We start from the raw sequence: 18,142 nt of genomic DNA, 5'->3' as shown, positions 1-18,142 counted from the left end.
CGTATATTGGCGGAACGGCACGCTGCCGTACCGCTATGCTTAAACGAACGCAGTCATAACACTAACCTGCGCCAAGGTGGCAGAGTCCGGCCGAACGCAGCGGCCTGCAGAGCCGCCTACCGCCGGTTCAAATCCGGCCCTTGGCTTCTTCCGATTGGTTCGTATTCCATAGCGGCAGGTAGCTAACGTAGTTACGGATTACTTCGGACGACCGTCGGTAATCACGTATTTCCGGTCTCTCAAGCGGCCGATCGGAACCGAACGTCTGAGCACTTCATGAAAATCTTTTGAAGCAGCCCCAACTCGAGACGCCCGCGGGAAACCAGTGACTGCTCACGGCGAGGAAACGCCGGTGTTCGAATCGGGAGTCCGTTGCTCGTCGCTCGCGGACTTGATCGAGGACGGAAAGCGGGCCGGGCGCGATTTGAACACACGGTCGGACGTGCTCGCTCACGGCTGCGCCGTTCGCAATCGCGGTCGCAACGCGGCCGTGCTCTCGCTGCGCGCGACCTCCCTGCGATTCAAATCGCGCTGGTCGCTTTGCTCTTCACGAAATCGTTCGTCGCAAAAGCGGGCCGGGCGCGATTTGAACACGCGACCGTCTGGTTAAAAGCCAGACGCTCTGCCAGACTGAGCTACCGGCCCTGTGGTTTCCCATTTCGGTGAGTGAAGGTTAAACGTTTTCTTTCTCGGTTGCCGGATGTGCCCTCGAGAGCGGTCCGGTTAGTCGAAGTACTGCTCGAGGGCGGCCGTCGCGATTTCGCCCGGGTCGGCGTCCTTGAGGGAGGCACGTCGGCGGAGGTCGCGGTAGGCCGTCGGTGAGAGCGTGAGTTCGATGTGGCCGAGGTGATAGTCGTGGTCGGCAAGGGCTCGTTCGATGGGTGTGTCGTCGTTGATGGCGCTGGCGACGCTGCGGACGTCGCGGACGGTGAGGTCGCCGTCGATGGTCGCCCAGGCGAGCAGGAGTCGCGATTCGCCGGCGACGCGGGCGATGTGTTTGGCGGCCGTGGGTGCGATCTTGCCGACTGCGACCTGTTTGCGGACCGAGCGTGGGAGGTCGTGGACGCGGGCCCACTTTCGGATAAACGAGACGGTCGCTTCGTCGCCCGCGCGCTCGGCGGCGGCCTTGTACGAGCCTTCGCCGCGGACGAGCGCGGCACAGGCCGCAGCGCCCCGGAGCATAAAGAGGTGGTCGTCGTCGGTTGCGTCGGCGGCGAACCGGCGAACCGTTTCGGCGGCATCCGCGAGGCTGTCGGGATCGGTGGGATCGAACTGGACGGCCTCGTGGGCGCGGGTACCGGTAACCGATTCGTCGCCGCGGATAACGGGCGCGCCGACGGGTGACTCTCGATCCGTCGGAATCGATCGTCCCGTTTCGTCGCGGCTGTGTGAACGCTCACCGGGCCGATCGTCGGGCATGCGGAACCAGTACGTGAGTGCCTGCTAAAAAGCTCGTCACAGCGGAGAATATCGCCTTCCCGTCGGGATGGAGCGGGCGGAGATCCGACGGTCTCAGCGACCGGTCAGTGTTTCGTCGCGGTAGCGTCGAAGCTGCAACTCGACCTGATCGTTGAGTCGCCCGAGTCCGTCTTCGACGCCGAATTCGGGGATCGTATCGACGTACGCTTCGGCGACCAGCGTCCTGACAGTGTTGAACGGTCCCATCCGAGCGCCGTTGGTCGCGGGTGAACTCTCGGAGTCGAGGAGCTGTTCGATTGCGGTTTCGTGGCCGGGATTGTCGCGGAACCAGCCGTCGGCCCTGAGTTCGTCGATCGCACCGTCGTGGATCGGGAAGTAGCCGGTTTCCTTGTGCCAGCGGGCCTGTTGTTCGGGCTGGGCGAGCCAGGCGAGGAATTCGGCAGCGGCGCGTTGTTCCTCGGTGGTCGAGTCGGCGGTGATCCACAGCGAACCGCCACCGACGACGACGCCGTGGCGGTCGTTGGGGACCGGGAAGTATCCGGTTCCGACCTCGAAGTCGGCGTTGCCGACGACGGATGTCAGCGACGATGTGGAGCCGATCAGCATTCCGGCGGTGCCGTCGTGGAACGCGTCTTTGGCCTTGCTCCGGGCTTCGATACCGGGGTTGTGATAGAGACCGTCGTTTTCGAGGCCGGTGATCCACTCGTAGATCGTTCGCCCGGCCTCGCTGTCGAGGGACGCTTCGGTTGGCGTTCCGTTCCGTCCATTGTTCGCATCGACAAGCGGCTGGTTCTGTTGGGCGAACCACTGTTCGATGAACCACGAGTAGTTCGCGAAGGTGATCCCGACGTCGGTGATGCCAGCGTCGACGAGTTGCTCGGACGCGTCCCGAACCGCGGAGAAGGTTCGTGGCGGGGCGTTCGATCGGAGGCCGGCCCGATCGAACGCGTCCTTGTTGTAGTACAGCACCGGCGTCGAGGAGTTAAACGGCATCGAGTACAGTTGGCCGTCGTGCTGGTAATACTCGAGCACGGGATCGAGAAGGTCGGTTACGTCGAGCGCTCGGTTGGGGAGGACTCGCTCGAGCGGAACGAAGCCGTTGCTGTCGAGGGCGCGTTTGGTGCCGATCTCGTACAGCTGGGCGATGGTGGGTGGGGATCCACGGTCGATGGCCGCCAGCGTCGAATCGAACGTCCCCCGGTAGCTGCCCTTCGACCGGGCTTCGATCCGGATGCCGTCGGCTTGGTCCTCGAACTCGTCGATGAGATCGTCGATCAACAGCCCTTTGTCGCCGCCCATCGCGTGCCAGAACTCGAGGACGGTCGTGTCCCCGTCGCTGCCGGCCCGGGTCGTGCTCACCTCGTAGGTATCGAGAATCGAATCGAGCATGGTCGCTCGCTCTTCGAGGGAGGAGACGCTGGCCGAAACTTCGGTCAGTGACGTGGTCTGTTCCTGTGCGGCGACGGTGACGGCTTCGGCTTTCGTCGCCGTCTCGTCGGAGATGTCGGCGATCCCTTCGACCATCGAGACGATCTCCTCGACGGACGCCGCCTGATCGTCGGTCGCGTCCGAGATTTCCTTGACGCCGACGGTGGTCTCTTCGATGTCGTCGACGAGATCGGTAAACGCCTCGAGAGCCGTCTCGGCGGTCTCGACGCCGTTGTTGACCCGTTCGTGGGTGGCTTCGATCTCCGAGACGGTTTCGTCGGCTTCGGCTCTGATCTCACCGATCGAGGCTTCGATGTCTTCGGTCGCCTCGTGGGCTTCCTCGGCGAGGTTCTTGACTTCGGTCGCGACGACGCCGAAGCCGGCCCCTTCCTCCCCGGCCTGTGCGGCCTGGATCGAGGCGTTCAGGGCCAGCAGATTCGTCTCGTCGGCGATGTCACGGATGAGTCCGACGATGGATTCGACCTCGGAGATGCGGTCGTCCAACCGCTCGACGGTCTCGAGTGCGTGTTCGGTCCGTTCTTCGATCGTGTCGAGTTCCTCGAGCGCCGAGGTGGCCGCCTCGCGCCCGTCCTGTCCGCGGTCGGCGACGTTCTGTGCGGTCGCTGCGGCTTCCTCCGCTGAACTCGCGACTTCCTCGGTGGCGGCGGACAGGTTCTGCAGTTCCTTCGTCGCGGTATCGATCCGTTCGTGTTGGTCGCTCGCGCCGCTCGAGATCCGCGAGACCGACGAACTGACGTCCTTGCTCGTCGCTTTTACGTCGCTGACGCGGGAATCGACGTGTTCGGTGGCTCCGACGACCTGATCGCCGAACTCGTCGACGTCGCTGATCGTTTCCGCGAACGTTTCGACGAGTTGGTTGAACTCCGTCGCGATCGCCGCGACGGTTTCGTCGTCGGCGTCTTCGTTCATCCGGACCGTCAGGTCGCCGTCGGCACAGCGGCTGACGACGTCGAGAACGTGTTCGAGGTCTGCGTCGGCGGCTCCGGAATGGATGGGTTCGGATCCGTCGTGGCGGGTCGCTGAGCCACCGTCCGGTTCAGTTCGCCGGGTCGTCTCGCCGCCGTGGTCGGGTTCGTTCGATCCGGACGACCGGTGATCGGCCCCGTCGCCGTGCTCGGAAGTAACCCCATTCGAGTTACCTCGAGACCGATCGTCGTGTCGTTCCATGCTCCACACCGAGCAACCAGTGCTACAAAAGTATTATAGCCGATAGCTATCTCGAGCGAGCGCTCGGGGATTTCACAATAAAGATTATGGCTCTTTCGGCGAAGTTCCGTACAGCTTCATCCGTGAGGGGGCCTATTTTAATGTCTCACGGGATTGAATAGTCGCCGATACCGAGCGCGCGCGGACGACGTATCGGTGTCCCTGCCGGCTGTTTCACACGTGGAAACTCCTTGGCTCGCGATCCGTATCGAACGTGCCGAAAACCCGGGATCGGTCGGCCTTACTCGTCGCGTTTCTCCGAAAGGTGTTCCCAGATCTCAGTGCAGCCGGCCCCCTCTTCGATATCTTCGAGGTGGGCGTCCTCGCGTTCCTCGTCTGCTTGCTCGCCGGGATCCGGGTTGCGTTCGGCCGCATCTGTCATGCCCCTCCCTTCGGTCGCTGAACCTATAAGTGCCGCTTCGGCTGCAAGCGATACCCGTGCTCGGCCTTACAGGATAGCCATGCCGCTATCTCGGTCGTGACATCGTCTCGAGCGGATCGTCGGGCCGTCGTCTCGGTCGATGCAACTGCCCGGTACCGGGAGTGTCACCGCAATGTGGGAGTATGTGACTCGGTACTCGAGTCGGGGGTATCGATCGGACGGACGGGGCCGATCGTCGGATTCCGACCGGGGAGAGTGGTGTCGAACCCGGCGGTTTCGACCCGTTCCGTGCGGCACGGCCCGATCGTCTCGCTTCGATGAACCCTGCAAAAACGGCCGGTAGGCGACACGGCAGTTCGACTACCGGTGCAGGGACGGGCATGGTGACTGCGAACGGGTGCATGGAAAGCCAGGATCGTTTCGGGACCGACAGCAGTTTCGCCGCCGGCGTGGCCCTGAAGTGATCGCGACGCGATCCGGGAGGTATGGCCGCTCGACTGCTCACGGTCACCGCACACACGACACGTGACGTCGTCGAGGCCGTCGCAACGGGTGAATCGTTCGAGTGGGAGTCGGTCGCCGTCGTGAACGCCACCACCGGCGGCGACGGAGCCGATCGCGTCCGCGACGACGCTACCGAGACGGAGTAGTCCGACGGAGCCGTCAGCGTCGCCTGCCGTCGCAGGCTCGGCGCTTTTTCTCGCTGCTGGTGAACGCCAGTGTGGATCTTCCCATGAGCATCGACACCATCCACGATCTGTTCGAGCACGGGCTCGAGGACATCTATCACGCCGAACACCAGCTCGTCGACGCACTCGAGGACCTCGAAGGAAACACCGAGCGCGAGGAGATCGCCAGCGCGTTCGCCGAGCACCGCGAGGAGACTCGCCAGCAGATCGACCGACTCGAGGAGGTCTTCGACATGTTCGGCGAGCCACCGGAGAAAGAGGAGTGCGAGGGAATCGAGGGGCTGATCGAGGAGTACGAACAGTTCACGGCCGAGGACCCCGATCAGGAAATCCTCGATTACCACAACATGGCGGCCGCCGAGAAGACCGAACACTACGAGATCGCCGCCTACGGGAACCTGATCCCGCTTGCCGACCAACTCGGTATGGACGACGCGGCCGACTTGCTCGAGGAGAACCTTCGAGAGGAACAGGACGCCCTCGACGAACTGAAGGAACTGACCGAGCAGTTCGAGATGGAAGCGATCCCAGCGGAGTGATCCACGTGACCGACGACCGCGAGGAATCCGAGGACGAAACGGAGGACAACACCCAGTACGGCGGCACCGAAGACAAGCAGCCGACGACGACCATCGATACCGACGGCGACGAGGACGACGAGGACGACGAATAATCGGGGAGTACCGCTTTTGCCGACCGATTGGACGTTCCAGACAGTGGGATGAAACCGACGATTACGTCCCTGTTCGTGGCATCCTTTCCCAAATCTATAGGAGACTGCGTGTCGTTCACTCACAGTGGTTCGACGATGGCAGACGTACCAACCAAGACGGCTCGAGCCGAGTGGGGAACGCGGTTCGGCTTTCTGATGGCAATGATCGGAGCGATGGTCGGGGCCGGGAACATCTGGCGGTTCCCGTACGTGATGGGGAACAACGGGGGTGGTGCGTTCGTCCTTGCGTTCCTGTCGTTGCTGTTTGTGCTCGCAGTACCGGGCCTGATGGCCGAGGTCGCACTCGGCCGGTACACGAACAAGGGGATCATCGGGGCCTTTCGTGACGTCGTCGGCCGCGGCGGGATGGTCGGGTTCGGCGTCGTCGTTCTGCTCGTGAACATCGCGCTGATGTCGTACTACTCGCCGGTGATCGCGTGGACGCTGTACTACGCGGTTCACTCACTGCTGTTTACGTTTACGGCACCCGGGTTCGAGGCCGAGGCGTTCATGAACGCCCTTTTCGACAACGCCGCCCTGATGATCGGACTCCATACGGTCGTGATGGGGTCGATCGCGGCGGTGCTGGCGTTGGGCATTCGGCGCGGCGTCGAACGTATCGTCGTCTACGCGGTGCCGGCGCTCGTGGTCTCGCTCGTCGTGATGATGATCCGCGGGCTGACCCTGCCAGGCGCAAGCGAGGGGATCGCCTTCGCGTTTGGCATCCAGTGGGAGTATCTGACCTACAGCGATACCTGGATCACCGCGCTCGGCCAGGCGCTGTTCTCGACGGGGCTTGGCTGGGGGATCGCCCTGACGATCGGCAGCTACCTGCGGGAGTACGACGACGTCCCGCTTGGCGGCGGCGTCTTCACCGCGATCGGCGAATCGAGTATCGGCATCCTCGCGGCGCTTGCGATCTTTCCGATCGTCTTCGCCGTCGGTGTCGATCCGGACGTCGGGGCCGGCCTCGCGTTTATCTCGCTGGTGCAGGTCTTTCCCGAGATTCCGCTCGGCGGGCTCGTCGCAATCCTGTTTTTCGTCGGGTTCTTCCTCGCGACGTTTACCTCTGGATTGCTCATCACGGAAGTAAGCGTCACGACGCTGTCCGAGGAAACGCGACTGAGCCGCACCCAGACCGTCTTCGGGGTCTGTGGCGGTATCTGGTTGCTCGGACTGCCAAGCGCCTACTCGGTCGAGATCCTCGACTACCTCGATTTCGTCTTCGGGAACTGGGGGCTGCCCCTGGCGACGATCGCTATCATCGGGACGATCGGCTGGGTCCTGGGTCCCGAGCGGCTCCGCCTGCTCGCGGTCAACCGAAACGCCGGCGTCTACGTCGGCCGCTGGTGGGACCCGGTGATCAAGTACGTCATTCCCGGCGTCATGCTCTTTATTATGGCGTACTTCGCCTACGATAACTTCCGCTCCCCGGAGATGATCGGCGGTATGGTCGTGCTCGTCCTGTTCCCGACTGTGGGCTATGTGGTCATGTCGATCGTCGAAGGCCGCGGCGGCCCGCCGGAACGGGCAGACGTTCCCGGAGGTGACGACTGATGGCGCTGACCGCCGAAGTTCTCGGCATGCTCGCGTTCACGCTGCTTGCCTTCTGGGGGGTCGCCACCTGGGCGCTCGTCCGAACCCTCCGCCAGGAGGACCGGAAGGTCGAAATCCTCGAGCAACAGGAGCGGATGGACACCTACTCCCCGAAAGCGCTGGCGGAACTGCGCGAGTGGATCGAGGACCACCCCGACGACCCGCTGGTCGACGAGGCGCGCGAACAGTACAACGAGTGTGTCGACGCACTCGAGCGGACGGACAGACACTTCTACGACTGGTCGGACGCGGAGATCCAACGGCTCGAGCGTATCTGAGCGTCGTCACGGCTTTTCCGACGCTCCGACTGTGGAACCGGACGCTACTTCTTTTATCGTCGGGACGCTACCCGTACCTGTGACAACACAGGTGCCGGGCGGCGATGACGGCGACGAGGTCACGATCCGACCCGCCGAGCGCGTGGACCTGCTCGCGGTCGTTCGCATCGAGAACGCGTCGTTCGAACAACCGTGGCCGTACGACGCCTTCGATCGGTTCCTCGGCGAACCCGGGTTCCTCGTTGCCGTCACCGACGGCGCGGTCGCCGGCTACGTCGTCGCCGACGTCACCTCGAAGTTCGGGCGCGAACTCGGCCACATCAAGGACATCGCGGTTCACCCCGATCGGCGTGGTGTCGGCGTCGGGTCCGCGCTGTTGTCGCGGGCGCTTGCGGTCCTTGCGGCCCGGGGAGCCGACTCGGTCAAACTCGAGGTACGACGCTCTAATGACGGCGCAAAGCGTCTCTACCGCGAGTTTGGCTTCGAACCGCTTCGGCGGGTCCCCGGCTACTACGGCAACGACGAGGACGCAATCGTGATGCTCCGGAAACTCGACTGAGGCCGTGAGCCTCGTCGATCGGATGGCGAGGACGTTTTACCGTCGGCGGCCCTCCGTGTGCGTATGGGATATGCCTGCCCGGTCTGTGACGCCGAACAGGCCGACGCGGTTCACCTCGCGAACCACCTCGCCGTGACCGCCTCGGTCGGTCGCCGTGACCACCGCGAGTGGCTCGAGGAACACGCCCCCGACTGGGGCGAGTGCAGCCCCGAGGAACTCGGTTCGATCGTCAGCGAGCACGCCCGCGAGATCGAGACCCCCGAGTTCGAACGTTCGGGCCACGATCACGGCCACGGCCACGAACCCGGTCGACCCGCCTCGCTCGAGAACGCACTCGCCCGGCAGGGTCGCCGGCCCGGTCGCGGCTCGATGACGGCCGAGACCGAGCGCGTCCTCGAAGAAGCGAGGGAGCTGACCCGACGGATGGAAGACGGCTCCGAGGGGACGGACGCGGACGGAAACGCGTAACTGACTGCCCCGTCCAGAAACAGGTATGCACACGGTCGGGATGGTGACGCCGGAGTCAGCCGAGCAGGCACGCAAGCGCTACGAGGCGATCGGTCCCGCGGCCCAGACGGTCGTCCGCGAGGTCGCCAAGGCCATGGCGTTCGATCGCGAGGAGTACGACGACCGCGTGACCGGCGAGGTCGTCGAGACGGCCCGAGACGCGCTCTTTGCGAGTCTGCTCGTCGTTCACGTCGGTACCCGCGAGGAGTACGAGGAGTGGCGCGAGAGTTACGACGGCGACGTCACCGAAGTCGGACACGAGAACGTCGATCACGTCGTCTGGCACGCCGGTCCCGAGGGCGAGGCGGTCGCGGCGACTTTCCAGAACGAGGAGGACGCTGCGGTCGCGACGCTCCGTCGGCAGGCGTTCGGACGATTGTACCGCGATCTGGTTGCCGAGAGTCGATGAGACCCGCCCGGCTCATCGCAGAGGGAAAACCGCCGCTCACGCCGCCGCTCGAGCTAGATTGCCCGGACCGCCGGTCTTTAACCGCAGGGAACGAGTAGGCCCACCCACATGGTCGAAGCAGCCGGAATCGATCTCCTGAACCTGTTGCTGGTACTCACGCTGGCGTGGACGTTCGGCATTCTGGTCGAGCGCGTCGGGTATCCCGCACTGATGGGTGAACTCCTCGCGGGGATCATCTTCGGGCCGGCTGTACTGGGATGGATCCACTCAACGGAGTCGATCGAGGTGTTCGCCGAACTCGGGGTGTTCCTGTTGATGATCTACGTCGGGATGGAAGTCGACCTCCACGATCTGTTCGAACTCGGGCCACAGTCGTTGATGGTCGCGCTCGGTGGCTTTCTCGTTCCGTTCGGTCTCGGCTATCTGCTGGGCGGATTCATCGGTGCCACCATCGAACAGTCGCTGTTTATCGGCATCGCCATGGCTGCGACCTCGCTGGCCACGAAGTCCCGTATCCTCGTCGATCTCGAGATTCTGGATACGCGGATCGCCGGCGTTCTCCTCGGCGGTGCGTTGCTGTCCGACGTGGGTGTGATGGTCGTGTTCGCCGGAATCATGGGCTTTATCGAAACCGGCGACGTGACGCTCGTCGATCTCGGACTGGTCGCGGCGAGGGCGCTCGTGTTCTTCGCGGCGGCGCTGCTCGTCGGTGATCGGTTCCTGCCGTACCTCTGGGCGCAACTCGAGGACTGGATGGAACGCCACGAGTTCGTCGACAAAACTTCGGCGTTTACGGTCGCGCTCGTCGTTGCCCTCGTTTTCGCCTTTTTCGCTGCGATGGCCGATCTGCACATGATCATCGGCGGCTTCATCGCGGGACTGTTCCTGCGACAGGCCCAACTCGAGGAGGACATCTACGAGCATATGTACAGCGTCATGTACGATCTGGCGATGGGCTTTTTCGCGCCGATCTTTTTCGTCTCGGTCGCGTTCGATCTCACGCTCTCGGTGTTCACCCAGAGCCTCGGGTTGCTCGTGGCCGTCCTGGCGGTCGCGTTCATCGGCAAGATCGTCGGCAGCTGGCTGTTCGCGCTGCCGACGAAACTCTCCTCGAAGGAGGGGCTGGTCATCGGCTTTGGCATGAACGGCCGCGGCACCGTCGAGATCGTCATCGTCTCGATCGCCCTGTCGGCCGGCGTGATCGGTCAGGAACTGTTCTCGATCCTCGTCTTTACCGCGATCTTCACGACGACGCTGGTCCCGCCGACCGTCAAGTGGGGTGTCGACTGGTTGGCGCGGGCGGACGAACTCGTCTTTACGGACGAGTTGGATTTCGAGGCCGGTTCGGAGCCGGGAGCGCCCGACGACTGATCCGACGCACCGTCGTCCGTCGAACCGGCCGAAACGGCACCTATTCACCGCTCGAAGGCACAGGTCGTTACGATGACCGTACCCGACGACTGGGAGCGACTCGCGGAAGTGACCGAGTACGAAACGCCCTGGTACGACGGGGGGTACGATCTGTTCGCACAGCCCGACGGCACCGAAAAACGCTACTACTGGGCGGAACTCCCGGACGCCGTCGTCGTCGTCGCGCGTATCGATGCCGGCGTGCTCGAGGGCGTCGATGGGACCGACGGCGAGACCGGGGAACACCTCCTTTTCGTCGAACAGTATCGGCCGCCGATCCGCGAAACGCACCTCGAACTCCCCGCCGGCATCGTCGAGGACGGGGAGTCCTACACACAGGCGGCCACGCGGGAACTCGAGGAGGAGACCGGGTTCCGTCCGTCGAGTACCGCACTCTTACAGGAGTATGCGGTCGCGACCGGCGTGCTCCGTCACGATCGGGGCGTCGTCTACGCCGAGGGGCTCGAACCCGGCGAGCGCGAACTCGACTCCAACGAGTTTCTCGAGGTGACGACCGTCCCGGTAGAGGAGGCACTCGCCCGCGCCCGGGAACAGCCGGCAAACGATTCGACGCTGACGGCGCTGTTGCTCGCTGCGGAGGACGGAGTCCTGTAGCAAGTGGAACGGTTCCGTGACGGAACCGTTCTCTGTCGGTCGATGCTGTCTCGTCACGATGGCGGCCGTCGCGTCAGAACTGCGCCCCGCTCTGGTGACCGCCATGTGACGTGTCTCGGCCGATGATGAAGTACAACAAGAGGCCGAGGAGCCCGCCGAAGAACACGACGAGCGTCCAGAGGACCTCGCTCTGAGGGCTGTTTGTCTGCGCATCCGAGTACACCCAGATTATTGCGGCGATCTGGACGACGAACATGAGCAGCGCGAACAGGACGATAAACCCGGCTGCTTGCATCGGAACGAACACGTCGATAGGGAGCATTAATCGGGAAACTATTCAAGAAAGCAATAAGTCTTCTGTTCTGACTGTATCGAGTATGGAACGCACTGTGGCTGTCGGGGGACCGAGCGAGTTCCATGTGCTGGCGTGGGCGGCGACCAGCGCGTCTCCGTGCCTCGGTCTGGCAGAACCCGGTGTTCTTATTCGCGTCGGCTTCCAACGACCGGCCGATGGACGGCGAAATCTCTCCCGACGAGGTCAAGGAACTCCTCGAGAACGGTGCCGACGTTCGCGTCGTCGACATCCGCGACGAACAGCAGTTCGAACACAGCCGGATCCCCGATAGCGAGAACATCCCGTTTCACGAACTCACCGCCCGTGTCGACGAACTCGAGGGCGACGACCACATCGTCACTGTCTGTCCACACGGCAAAGCCAGCGTGCAGGCGGCCCAGCTCATCGGCTCCTACGAGGGAACCGCCGATGCCCGCGTCGAGAGCATGGAAGGCGGTCTCGAGAAGTACGGACTGAAATTCGGCCTCGTCAGCGGCAAGGACGACGAGGAGTCAGCCGACACCGAATCGCCGTTCTGAGCGCCTCCGGTCTCGCCAGTCACAGCTCACGGGCGTCAAAAACCGAACCGGTGGAGAAGCGATGCGCGAAACGCCGTGGGTTCGGAAGTCGTCTCAGATCATCGCGGGCATCAGGCGACGTTGAAGCCGCGGTCCCGAAGGAACTCTTCGACGCGGCCGGAGTGGTTGCCCTGGAGTTCGATGTGGCTGTCTTCGACCGTTCCGCCACAGGCGAACTTGGACTTGAGATCCGACGAGAGACTGTCGAGATCGACGTCCTTCGGATCGAATCCTTCGATGATCGTTACCTCTTTACCGTATCTGCGCTCGTCAATGCGGATGTTGAGTTGCTGTTGACCCTTGGCCACGTCCTCGCAGACGCAGAGTTCCTCGGGTAGCCCGCACGTCGAGCAGACTTCCGACATTACGTTCCTTGCTACGAAATGGCCATATTAAACACTATCGGGACCTGCATGCCGTCGTGCGGTTCTTTTTGAGTGTCAGGTCGTTAGTTTCGGCCGCGACCGACCACTGGCAGCCGTTCGCGGGCGAGTTCGTCGACGGTTGCGACCGCGCTGTCGGCTTCGGATCGACTGACGCCGTCACCGTAGACCGCACGCTCGTAGCGTTCGAAGACGCGTTGGATTCGGGGATCGGCTGGATCGAGTTCGGTTGTCTGCTCGGAGTGTGTGTCTTCGGCCAGCGCCGCCAGATACGCCCGTGGGGACTCCGACCGCCGGCGGGGGCGATGTTCGCGGGCCAGCAGGCGCTCGAGTCGTCGATAGGCACGTTCTACGTCCGCGTTGGGATCGGACCGGCTTCGCTGCCAGTACAGGCCAACGGTTCGGCGGAGACGACTTCTCGCACCGGTTCGGTGAACGCCGGCGGCAAACCCGATCATCACCACGGTCGCGATCGCGACCAGCTCGCGCGTAATCGTGATGGGGACGCGCAGTTCCGTCCCGTCCGAATCCGCTTGTGCTCCGGTCGACTCGCTCGAACCCTCGCCGGGGTCGTCCGGATCGGTTCCGTTCGTGTCCGGCGGCTCTCCATCGGGATCCGGTGAATCGTTCGGTGACTGTTCTCCCTCGTTGGCACCGGTGTCGGGATCGACCTCCGATCCCGTGTTCCCACTCTCGTCTTCGTCGAGGGGGACGTCTTCGCTCTCTTCGGTATCGGCGGCCTCGTTGCCGTCCGAGCGCGCCTCCGAGAGCTGTTGTTCGTGGACGGCGTCGCGTTCGTCGCTCGGGGTCGGATCGAACGCGACCCAGCCGTGGCCGGGGAAGTACACCTCCACCCACGCGTGAGCATCGAGGCCGCGGACGACGTACGTACCGTCGTCGACCTGCTGTCCGCTCGTGTAGCCCGTGGCGTACCGGGCCGGAATTCCCTCGGCCCGCAACATCTGGGTCATCGTCGTCGCGAAGTAGACGCAGTATCCTTCGTCCATCTCGAGCAGGAACGCCTCGGCGGCGTTGCCCGACGGTTGCTCGACGTCGAGGGAGTAGGCCTTCGAGGTTCGGAGGTGGTCCTCGATTGCGACCGCCGTCTCGTAGGGGTTGTCGGCGTCTTCGGTCACCGTCGCGGTCCGGGCGGCGAACTCGCTCGAGGTATCCTCGGGGCGTTGCAGGTAGTGTTTCGTGACGCCTTTGGGGTAGTTCGTTCCCGCGGCCCGAAGCTCTCTGGGCTCGGGATCGACGATAGCGCTCTCGACGGCGTAGCTGTCGCCCTCGATCAGCGTCGTTTCGGGACGGACCTGTCCGTGCATCGACGCCGTCGCGTAGTTTTCGACGCCGCCCTCGATGGACAACGGGTGTGGCGCGGCCGGCATGACGGCCAACTCCGTCTCGGCGGTGACGACGTGTCTCACCCGATCGTACTTCCCGGGCGGTTCCGTGAGTCCCTCCTCGAGCGACTGCGCCTGCCCGGTGCGGATCCACTCGTCGCCGCTAAAGCGATCGTAGACGCCGGTCCGCCAATAGGACGGGCGGTCCGACTCGACCGTAAACCGCACCTCCGGCGAGAGATCGACCTGTCCGCCGATTCCGGATCGCTCGGAGGCCGAATCGAGCGTTCCCTCGAGCGTTCCCGGCTCGCTGCCGCCGATTGCAGTCGGTCTCGCCGGGCCGCCGGGAACGAACGAGACCGACAGCGAGAGCAGGATGCTCAGCGCAAAGAGGACGGCCAGCAGGTCCGCCTGAGCGATCGACCCGCCGCGTCGCTCGAGTTCGCCGAAGCCGACGGCACCGATCGCAGCGAGGGTCCCGAGCAGCGTGATCGTCATCCCGGCGTCGCCGGTCAACACGAGAAAACAGAGCGCGATCCCGCCGGAGACGACGCTGAGACCGTATCGTCCCCGGAGGGCGAGATACCACGAGAGGAAGACGGGTGCCGGAGCGATACCGAGCGTCAGGACGCCCGCCTCGACCGTCCGGAGCAGCGAGAGACCGCTTATCAGCGTCAGGACGTCGTCGACGATCGCTTCGGTCGCCGAGAGAACGACCTCAACTCCGACGCCGGCCGTCTCGAGGTAGTATGCGAAACCGAGCCCGGCCGCGACGATTGCCCCGGATGTCGCGGTTCGGGGTCGGATCACCCGTGCGAGGACGGTGGCGAGCACCAGCATCGTGCCCACGAGAGCGAACAGCGATCGGGTCCCGCCGACGACTCCAGTGATATCGCGCAGGACGCTCACGTACGATGCCGTCAGGAGCAACACACAACCGAGCGCGAGCAGTCGGAAGAGCCCCGGAGCGAACGCGCCGTCGAGATCGAGCGACAGCGTTCGGCCGGCGGTCCGTGACTTGGCGTCCGTACTCATCTGTCCACCTCGCGTGCGTCCGAGTCGGACCACTCGCTGTCGTTGCGGTCGTGCCACGCCGCAGCGTCACCACTGCCGACGAGCCGCTCGAACGGGATCGTCCGCTCGTCGACCACGACGACCGTTTCGGTTGCCTCGTCCCGGACCAGCACGTCCGCGTCGCGTCGATCCCGTGGCTCGAGTTCGCCCGACTCGAGGACGGCAAGCGCGGCGAGGAGTTCGCGGTGGTGTCGGCGGCCCGCGCCCGGCGAGACGGTCCGCGTTTCGTCGGGCACCACGAGGCCGACTTCCACGTCCGCCTCCTGGAGGTAGGTCACGACGCTCGCGACGGCCGTCGCGAGCGTGTCCGCCCGTCCGGGCGGACACTCCGCGGCGACCGTGACGGAACCGGCCCCCTCGTCGGCGACGTACTCCGTGACGACCAGATCGTCGTCGGGGCGTTTGGCGGCGGATTTCCAGTCGACGTCCCGTAGCGAGTCGCCGCGGCGGTACTCCCGAAGGTGATCGAACTCCTCGCGGTCGTATCGGTCCGCGGCGTCGGCGAGCGTCCGGAGATCGCGGGTGTCGCCATAGAGGTCGTAGGGCCGCGGATAGACGATCACCGACGCCGTGTCGGCGTACTCGAACCGTCGCTCGACGAGGCCGAGCACGTCCCTGACGGCGATCGACAGCGGCCCGATCGTGCGATCGCCACGCTCCTCGAGGCGGAGGTCGTACCGGATGCGGTTCGTCCCCGTCCCGAGCGTCGTTTCCGCGCGGGGATCGCCCGCGGTCGTCGTTTCGATCGGTTCCGTTTCGATCGTCGAGATCCCGTCCCCGACGGTGTCGGTGACGGTCGCGGAGACGGGGGTTGTGGCGTCGATAGCGATCTCGACGGTGCGGTCGTCGCCGACGTACCCGTCGTCGATCGGCTGTCGGTCGACGGACGGGCGGTCGGTCCGGGCCGCCATGACCACGCCGGCGACGAGCGCGAGACACAGCGGCGTGGCGACGGCGTTCAGCGCGCGGGGGCCGGAGAGCCAGCCCAGCGCGAGCGAGAGGGCTACGACCGCGACGGCGGTCCAGCCCCGGAGCGTCAGTCTCATCGTTACTCCGGCGTTCGGTCGACGGGAACGTGCTCGAGGGCGTTTTCGACGACGGTTTTCCCGTCCCGGTCGCGATCGGTCGTCTTGATCCGGTGGTGTAACACGACGGGTGCCTCCGCCTGGACGTCGTCGGGGACGACGTACTCCCGGCCGTCGGTGGCCGCACGCGCCTGTGCTGCCCGCAACAGCGAGATCGTCCCGCGGGGGCTGACGCCGATGTGGGCGTTCTCGCGGGTGTATCCCACGAGCCGGGTCGCGTACTCGCGGACGGGCTCGGCGACGCGAACGCTCGCGACCGTCTCGCGCGCTCGGACGAGCGTCTCGCGATCGGTCACGGGTTCGACCGACTCGATGGGGTGGTGGCCGACGGTCCGTCCGAGCAGTTCGGTCTCTTCGTCAGGCTCGGGGTATCCCAGACGCAGTTTCTTCATGAACCGATCGAGTTCCGCAAACGGCAGCTCGTACGTCCGGTTCGGCTCAACGGCGTTCTGAGTGGCGATTACGATAAACGGATCCGGTAACTTCCGGGTGTCGCCGTCGACGGTGACCTGCTCTTCTTCCATCGCCTCGAGCAATGCCGACTGGGTTTTCGGCGGCGCGCGATTGATCTCGTCGCCGAGGACGATGTTCCCGAAAACGGGACCGGGCTGAAAGTCGAACTCGCGGGTCTTCTGGTTGAAGACGTTGACGCCGGTGACGTCGGCCGGCAGGAGATCCGGCGTAAACTGCACCCGTCGGAACGTACAGTCGACAGATTTCGCGATCGATCTGGCGAGCATCGTCTTGCCGACGCCGGGAACGTCGTCGAGCAGGACGTGACCGCGCCCGAGCAGGGCGGTGACGACGTGTTCGATCGCGTCGTCGTGGCCGACGATCACGCGCGAGACGTTCGACTCGATTTCCGCACAGATCGTCTCGATCCGCGATAGCGAAAGCGGTTCCGCGTCCGTCTCGGCCTCGACCGTCGGTTCGCCCGCCGGCTCGGGTGTCGGGTTCGCGTCAGTCATCGCTCGAGCGGTGCAACTGCGAGGGCGTTCGTGATCGGGGAACCGGGCGTCTCATCGCTGTTTGTACGACATCGGGGGCACCGGAATATATGTTTTGCGTCGACCATTCCACGAGATACCGTGGTTGGTTTTACTGAGAATACGCAGTGGTCCGGCCGGACCGTCGATCGGGGGCGCTGTCGCTATCGGGGATGGCACTCGGAAAACGATACCCCTTACTGGAACAGCCTAGAGCCGCTCGACGTTGGTCGCGCGCGGCCCCTTTTCGGCCTGTTCGATGTCGAACTCGACTTCCTGACCCTCCTCCAGGTCGGGACCGCCAACGTCTTCCATGTGGAAGAACACGTCCTCGTCCGCGTCCTCAGTCTCGATGAAACCGTAGCCGCCAGTGTCGTTGAAGAATGCGACCGTACCTTTCGCCATTGCACCTCTACAAAACCACGACGACGATATAAATGTTCGGGAGACGTTCGCGCGGTCGCCTCGAGAACAACTCATTACCCCGGTCAGTCGGCGGTTACCGCATCGGGATCACCAGCTTTTGCAGGCCGGACAGACGAGGTCGCCGTCGTCGCGCCAGACCCGCTCGGTCGGGTTTTCACAGCGACGACAGGTGTAGTCACCCCACGCGTACGTCGAGAGCGCGGTCGCCGTTTCGTCGCCCCCGCTCGCCCCGTCAGTCTCCGTTCCGTCGGCTTCGGGGTCCCGGTCGTCGGCCCCGAAATCCGAAAGCGTCGCGTCGTCGGTCACGTCCGGCCGTACGAACGGCCGCGGTTTAGGCGCACCGACCGCGGACGACTCGCTCGAGGTCGTCGCAGTTTGCGGTCCCGCCGGCCCACAACCCGGTCAACGGGGGGCGGTACCGGACCGGCACGGCCAAGTACCACCGCGGTCAACCCACGATTATGGACACCGTCACACCGTTGAACGTCATCGTGGACAACATCCGTGAGATGAACGAACTCTTCTCCGGCGTCGCGGCTGGCGAGGGACTCGCGCCGCTGCTCGTCCTGATCGGAACGGTGCTTATCGTCTTCTCGCTCGGGGCCTTCGGCGCGCTGACGCTCGGTGCCGTCGGCAGTCTCTTTACGTCCAGCTAACGGTCTCGACGCTGGTTCCGCGGTTCTCTACTCCACCGGCGCTATG

At 64.4% G+C, this 18,142-nt stretch carries 22 protein-coding genes and 2 tRNA genes; 13 read left to right on the top strand and 11 right to left on the bottom strand.

Annotated features, from left to right (window positions below; all coding sequences use genetic code 11):
• Positions 1 to 70: 70 nt before the first annotated feature.
• Positions 71 to 146 (top strand) — tRNA-Cys (locus tag TX80_RS05930).
• Positions 147 to 571: 425 nt separating this feature from the next.
• Here TX80_RS05930 and TX80_RS05925 read toward each other — a convergent pair.
• The 4 genes from TX80_RS05925 to TX80_RS19335 form a co-directional block, all read right to left on the bottom strand.
• Positions 572 to 645: transfer RNA gene (locus TX80_RS05925), tRNA-Lys, on the bottom strand.
• 78 nt (positions 646 to 723) lie between these two features.
• The gene (locus TX80_RS05920; protein WP_049922117.1) at positions 724 to 1,419 is read right to left on the bottom strand and encodes a DUF7119 family protein; all 696 of its coding nucleotides are present in this window, start codon (positions 1,417 to 1,419) and stop codon (positions 724 to 726) included.
• 93 nt (positions 1,420 to 1,512) lie between these two features.
• Positions 1,513 to 4,035, bottom strand: a complete 2,523-nt coding sequence (locus tag TX80_RS05915) for a methyl-accepting chemotaxis protein (RefSeq protein ID WP_081661453.1) — start codon at positions 4,033 to 4,035, stop codon at positions 1,513 to 1,515.
• A 280-nt stretch (positions 4,036 to 4,315) separates the two neighbouring features.
• Positions 4,316 to 4,456: a hypothetical protein gene (locus TX80_RS19335; protein WP_195893039.1), complete on the bottom strand. Its 141-nt coding sequence runs from the start codon at positions 4,454 to 4,456 to the stop codon at positions 4,316 to 4,318.
• A gap of 485 nt (positions 4,457 to 4,941) precedes the next feature.
• On the opposite strand from TX80_RS19335, the gene TX80_RS18920 reads away from it, so the two are divergent.
• From TX80_RS18920 to TX80_RS05875, 10 genes are all read left to right on the top strand, one after another.
• Entirely contained in the window at positions 4,942 to 5,106 is a 165-nt protein-coding gene (locus TX80_RS18920) for a DUF6360 family protein (RefSeq protein ID WP_154658576.1), read from the top strand.
• Positions 5,107 to 5,189: 83 nt separating this feature from the next.
• A complete protein-coding gene (locus TX80_RS05910; RefSeq protein WP_049922116.1) occupies positions 5,190 to 5,684 on the top strand; it encodes a YciE/YciF ferroxidase family protein in 495 nt (164 codons plus the stop codon).
• A 5-nt stretch (positions 5,685 to 5,689) separates the two neighbouring features.
• Entirely contained in the window at positions 5,690 to 5,818 is a 129-nt protein-coding gene (locus TX80_RS19935) for a hypothetical protein (RefSeq protein WP_268258131.1), read from the top strand.
• Positions 5,819 to 5,953: 135 nt separating this feature from the next.
• Entirely contained in the window at positions 5,954 to 7,414 is a 1,461-nt protein-coding gene (locus TX80_RS05905; RefSeq protein ID WP_081661451.1) for a sodium-dependent transporter, read from the top strand.
• Positions 7,414 to 7,731, top strand: a complete 318-nt coding sequence (locus TX80_RS05900) for a hypothetical protein (RefSeq protein ID WP_049922114.1) — start codon at positions 7,414 to 7,416, stop codon at positions 7,729 to 7,731. The genes TX80_RS05905 and TX80_RS05900 overlap by 1 nt, the downstream gene beginning before the upstream one ends.
• A 79-nt stretch (positions 7,732 to 7,810) precedes the next feature.
• Entirely contained in the window at positions 7,811 to 8,290 is a 480-nt protein-coding gene (rimI, locus tag TX80_RS05895) for a ribosomal protein S18-alanine N-acetyltransferase (RefSeq protein ID WP_049922112.1), read from the top strand.
• 63 nt (positions 8,291 to 8,353) lie between these two features.
• Entirely contained in the window at positions 8,354 to 8,758 is a 405-nt protein-coding gene (locus TX80_RS05890) for a DUF5810 domain-containing protein (RefSeq protein ID WP_049922111.1), read from the top strand.
• Between the two features lie 25 nt (positions 8,759 to 8,783).
• The gene (locus TX80_RS05885; RefSeq protein WP_049922110.1) at positions 8,784 to 9,206 is read left to right on the top strand and encodes a DUF5809 family protein; all 423 of its coding nucleotides are present in this window, start codon (positions 8,784 to 8,786) and stop codon (positions 9,204 to 9,206) included.
• Between the two features lie 108 nt (positions 9,207 to 9,314).
• A complete protein-coding gene (locus tag TX80_RS05880; protein WP_049922108.1) occupies positions 9,315 to 10,577 on the top strand; it encodes a cation:proton antiporter in 1,263 nt (420 codons plus the stop codon).
• A gap of 72 nt (positions 10,578 to 10,649) precedes the next feature.
• Entirely contained in the window at positions 10,650 to 11,231 is a 582-nt protein-coding gene (locus tag TX80_RS05875; protein WP_049922106.1) for an NUDIX hydrolase, read from the top strand.
• 73 nt (positions 11,232 to 11,304) lie between these two features.
• Here the strand turns inward: TX80_RS05875 and TX80_RS05870 are convergent, their stop codons facing one another.
• Complete coding sequence (locus TX80_RS05870; protein ID WP_049922105.1) at positions 11,305 to 11,553, bottom strand: PLDc N-terminal domain-containing protein; 249 nt, start codon at positions 11,551 to 11,553, stop codon at positions 11,305 to 11,307.
• A 188-nt stretch (positions 11,554 to 11,741) separates the two neighbouring features.
• On the opposite strand from TX80_RS05870, the gene TX80_RS05865 reads away from it, so the two are divergent.
• Positions 11,742 to 12,104 (top strand): rhodanese-like domain-containing protein, encoded by a 363-nt coding sequence (locus tag TX80_RS05865; protein WP_049922102.1) that lies wholly within the window; start codon positions 11,742 to 11,744, stop codon positions 12,102 to 12,104.
• 110 nt (positions 12,105 to 12,214) lie between these two features.
• Here the strand turns inward: TX80_RS05865 and yciH are convergent, their stop codons facing one another.
• The 6 genes from yciH to TX80_RS05835 all read right to left on the bottom strand — a co-directional run bounded on the left by yciH (position 12,215) and on the right by TX80_RS05835 (position 17,746).
• A complete protein-coding gene (yciH, locus tag TX80_RS05860; protein WP_049922100.1) occupies positions 12,215 to 12,508 on the bottom strand; it encodes a stress response translation initiation inhibitor YciH in 294 nt (97 codons plus the stop codon).
• Positions 12,509 to 12,591: 83 nt separating this feature from the next.
• Complete coding sequence (locus TX80_RS05855) at positions 12,592 to 14,904, bottom strand: transglutaminase domain-containing protein (protein ID WP_049922098.1); 2,313 nt, start codon at positions 14,902 to 14,904, stop codon at positions 12,592 to 12,594.
• Complete coding sequence (locus TX80_RS05850; RefSeq protein WP_049922096.1) at positions 14,901 to 15,989, bottom strand: DUF58 domain-containing protein; 1,089 nt, start codon at positions 15,987 to 15,989, stop codon at positions 14,901 to 14,903. Before TX80_RS05850 ends, TX80_RS05855 begins: the two co-directional genes overlap by 4 nt.
• Positions 15,990 to 15,991: 2 nt before the next feature.
• Complete coding sequence (locus tag TX80_RS05845; RefSeq protein WP_049922090.1) at positions 15,992 to 16,996, bottom strand: AAA family ATPase; 1,005 nt, start codon at positions 16,994 to 16,996, stop codon at positions 15,992 to 15,994.
• A gap of 228 nt (positions 16,997 to 17,224) precedes the next feature.
• The gene (locus TX80_RS05840) at positions 17,225 to 17,419 is read right to left on the bottom strand and encodes a cold-shock protein (protein WP_049922089.1); all 195 of its coding nucleotides are present in this window, start codon (positions 17,417 to 17,419) and stop codon (positions 17,225 to 17,227) included.
• A gap of 108 nt (positions 17,420 to 17,527) precedes the next feature.
• Positions 17,528 to 17,746 (bottom strand): DUF7573 domain-containing protein, encoded by a 219-nt coding sequence (locus TX80_RS05835; RefSeq protein WP_049922087.1) that lies wholly within the window; start codon positions 17,744 to 17,746, stop codon positions 17,528 to 17,530.
• 155 nt (positions 17,747 to 17,901) lie between these two features.
• Here TX80_RS05835 and TX80_RS05830 point away from each other — a divergent pair, with 155 nt between their 5' ends.
• Positions 17,902 to 18,096 (top strand): hypothetical protein, encoded by a 195-nt coding sequence (locus TX80_RS05830; protein ID WP_049922085.1) that lies wholly within the window; start codon positions 17,902 to 17,904, stop codon positions 18,094 to 18,096.
• Positions 18,097 to 18,142: the final 46 nt, after the last annotated feature.

The sequence above is a fragment of the Halopiger djelfimassiliensis genome (assembly GCF_000455365.1).
Taxonomy (GTDB): Archaea; Halobacteriota; Halobacteria; order Halobacteriales; family Natrialbaceae; genus Halopiger_B; species Halopiger_B djelfimassiliensis.
Note: the sequence above shows the minus strand (reverse complement) of the source record. Positions and strands in the feature narration are given on the sequence as shown.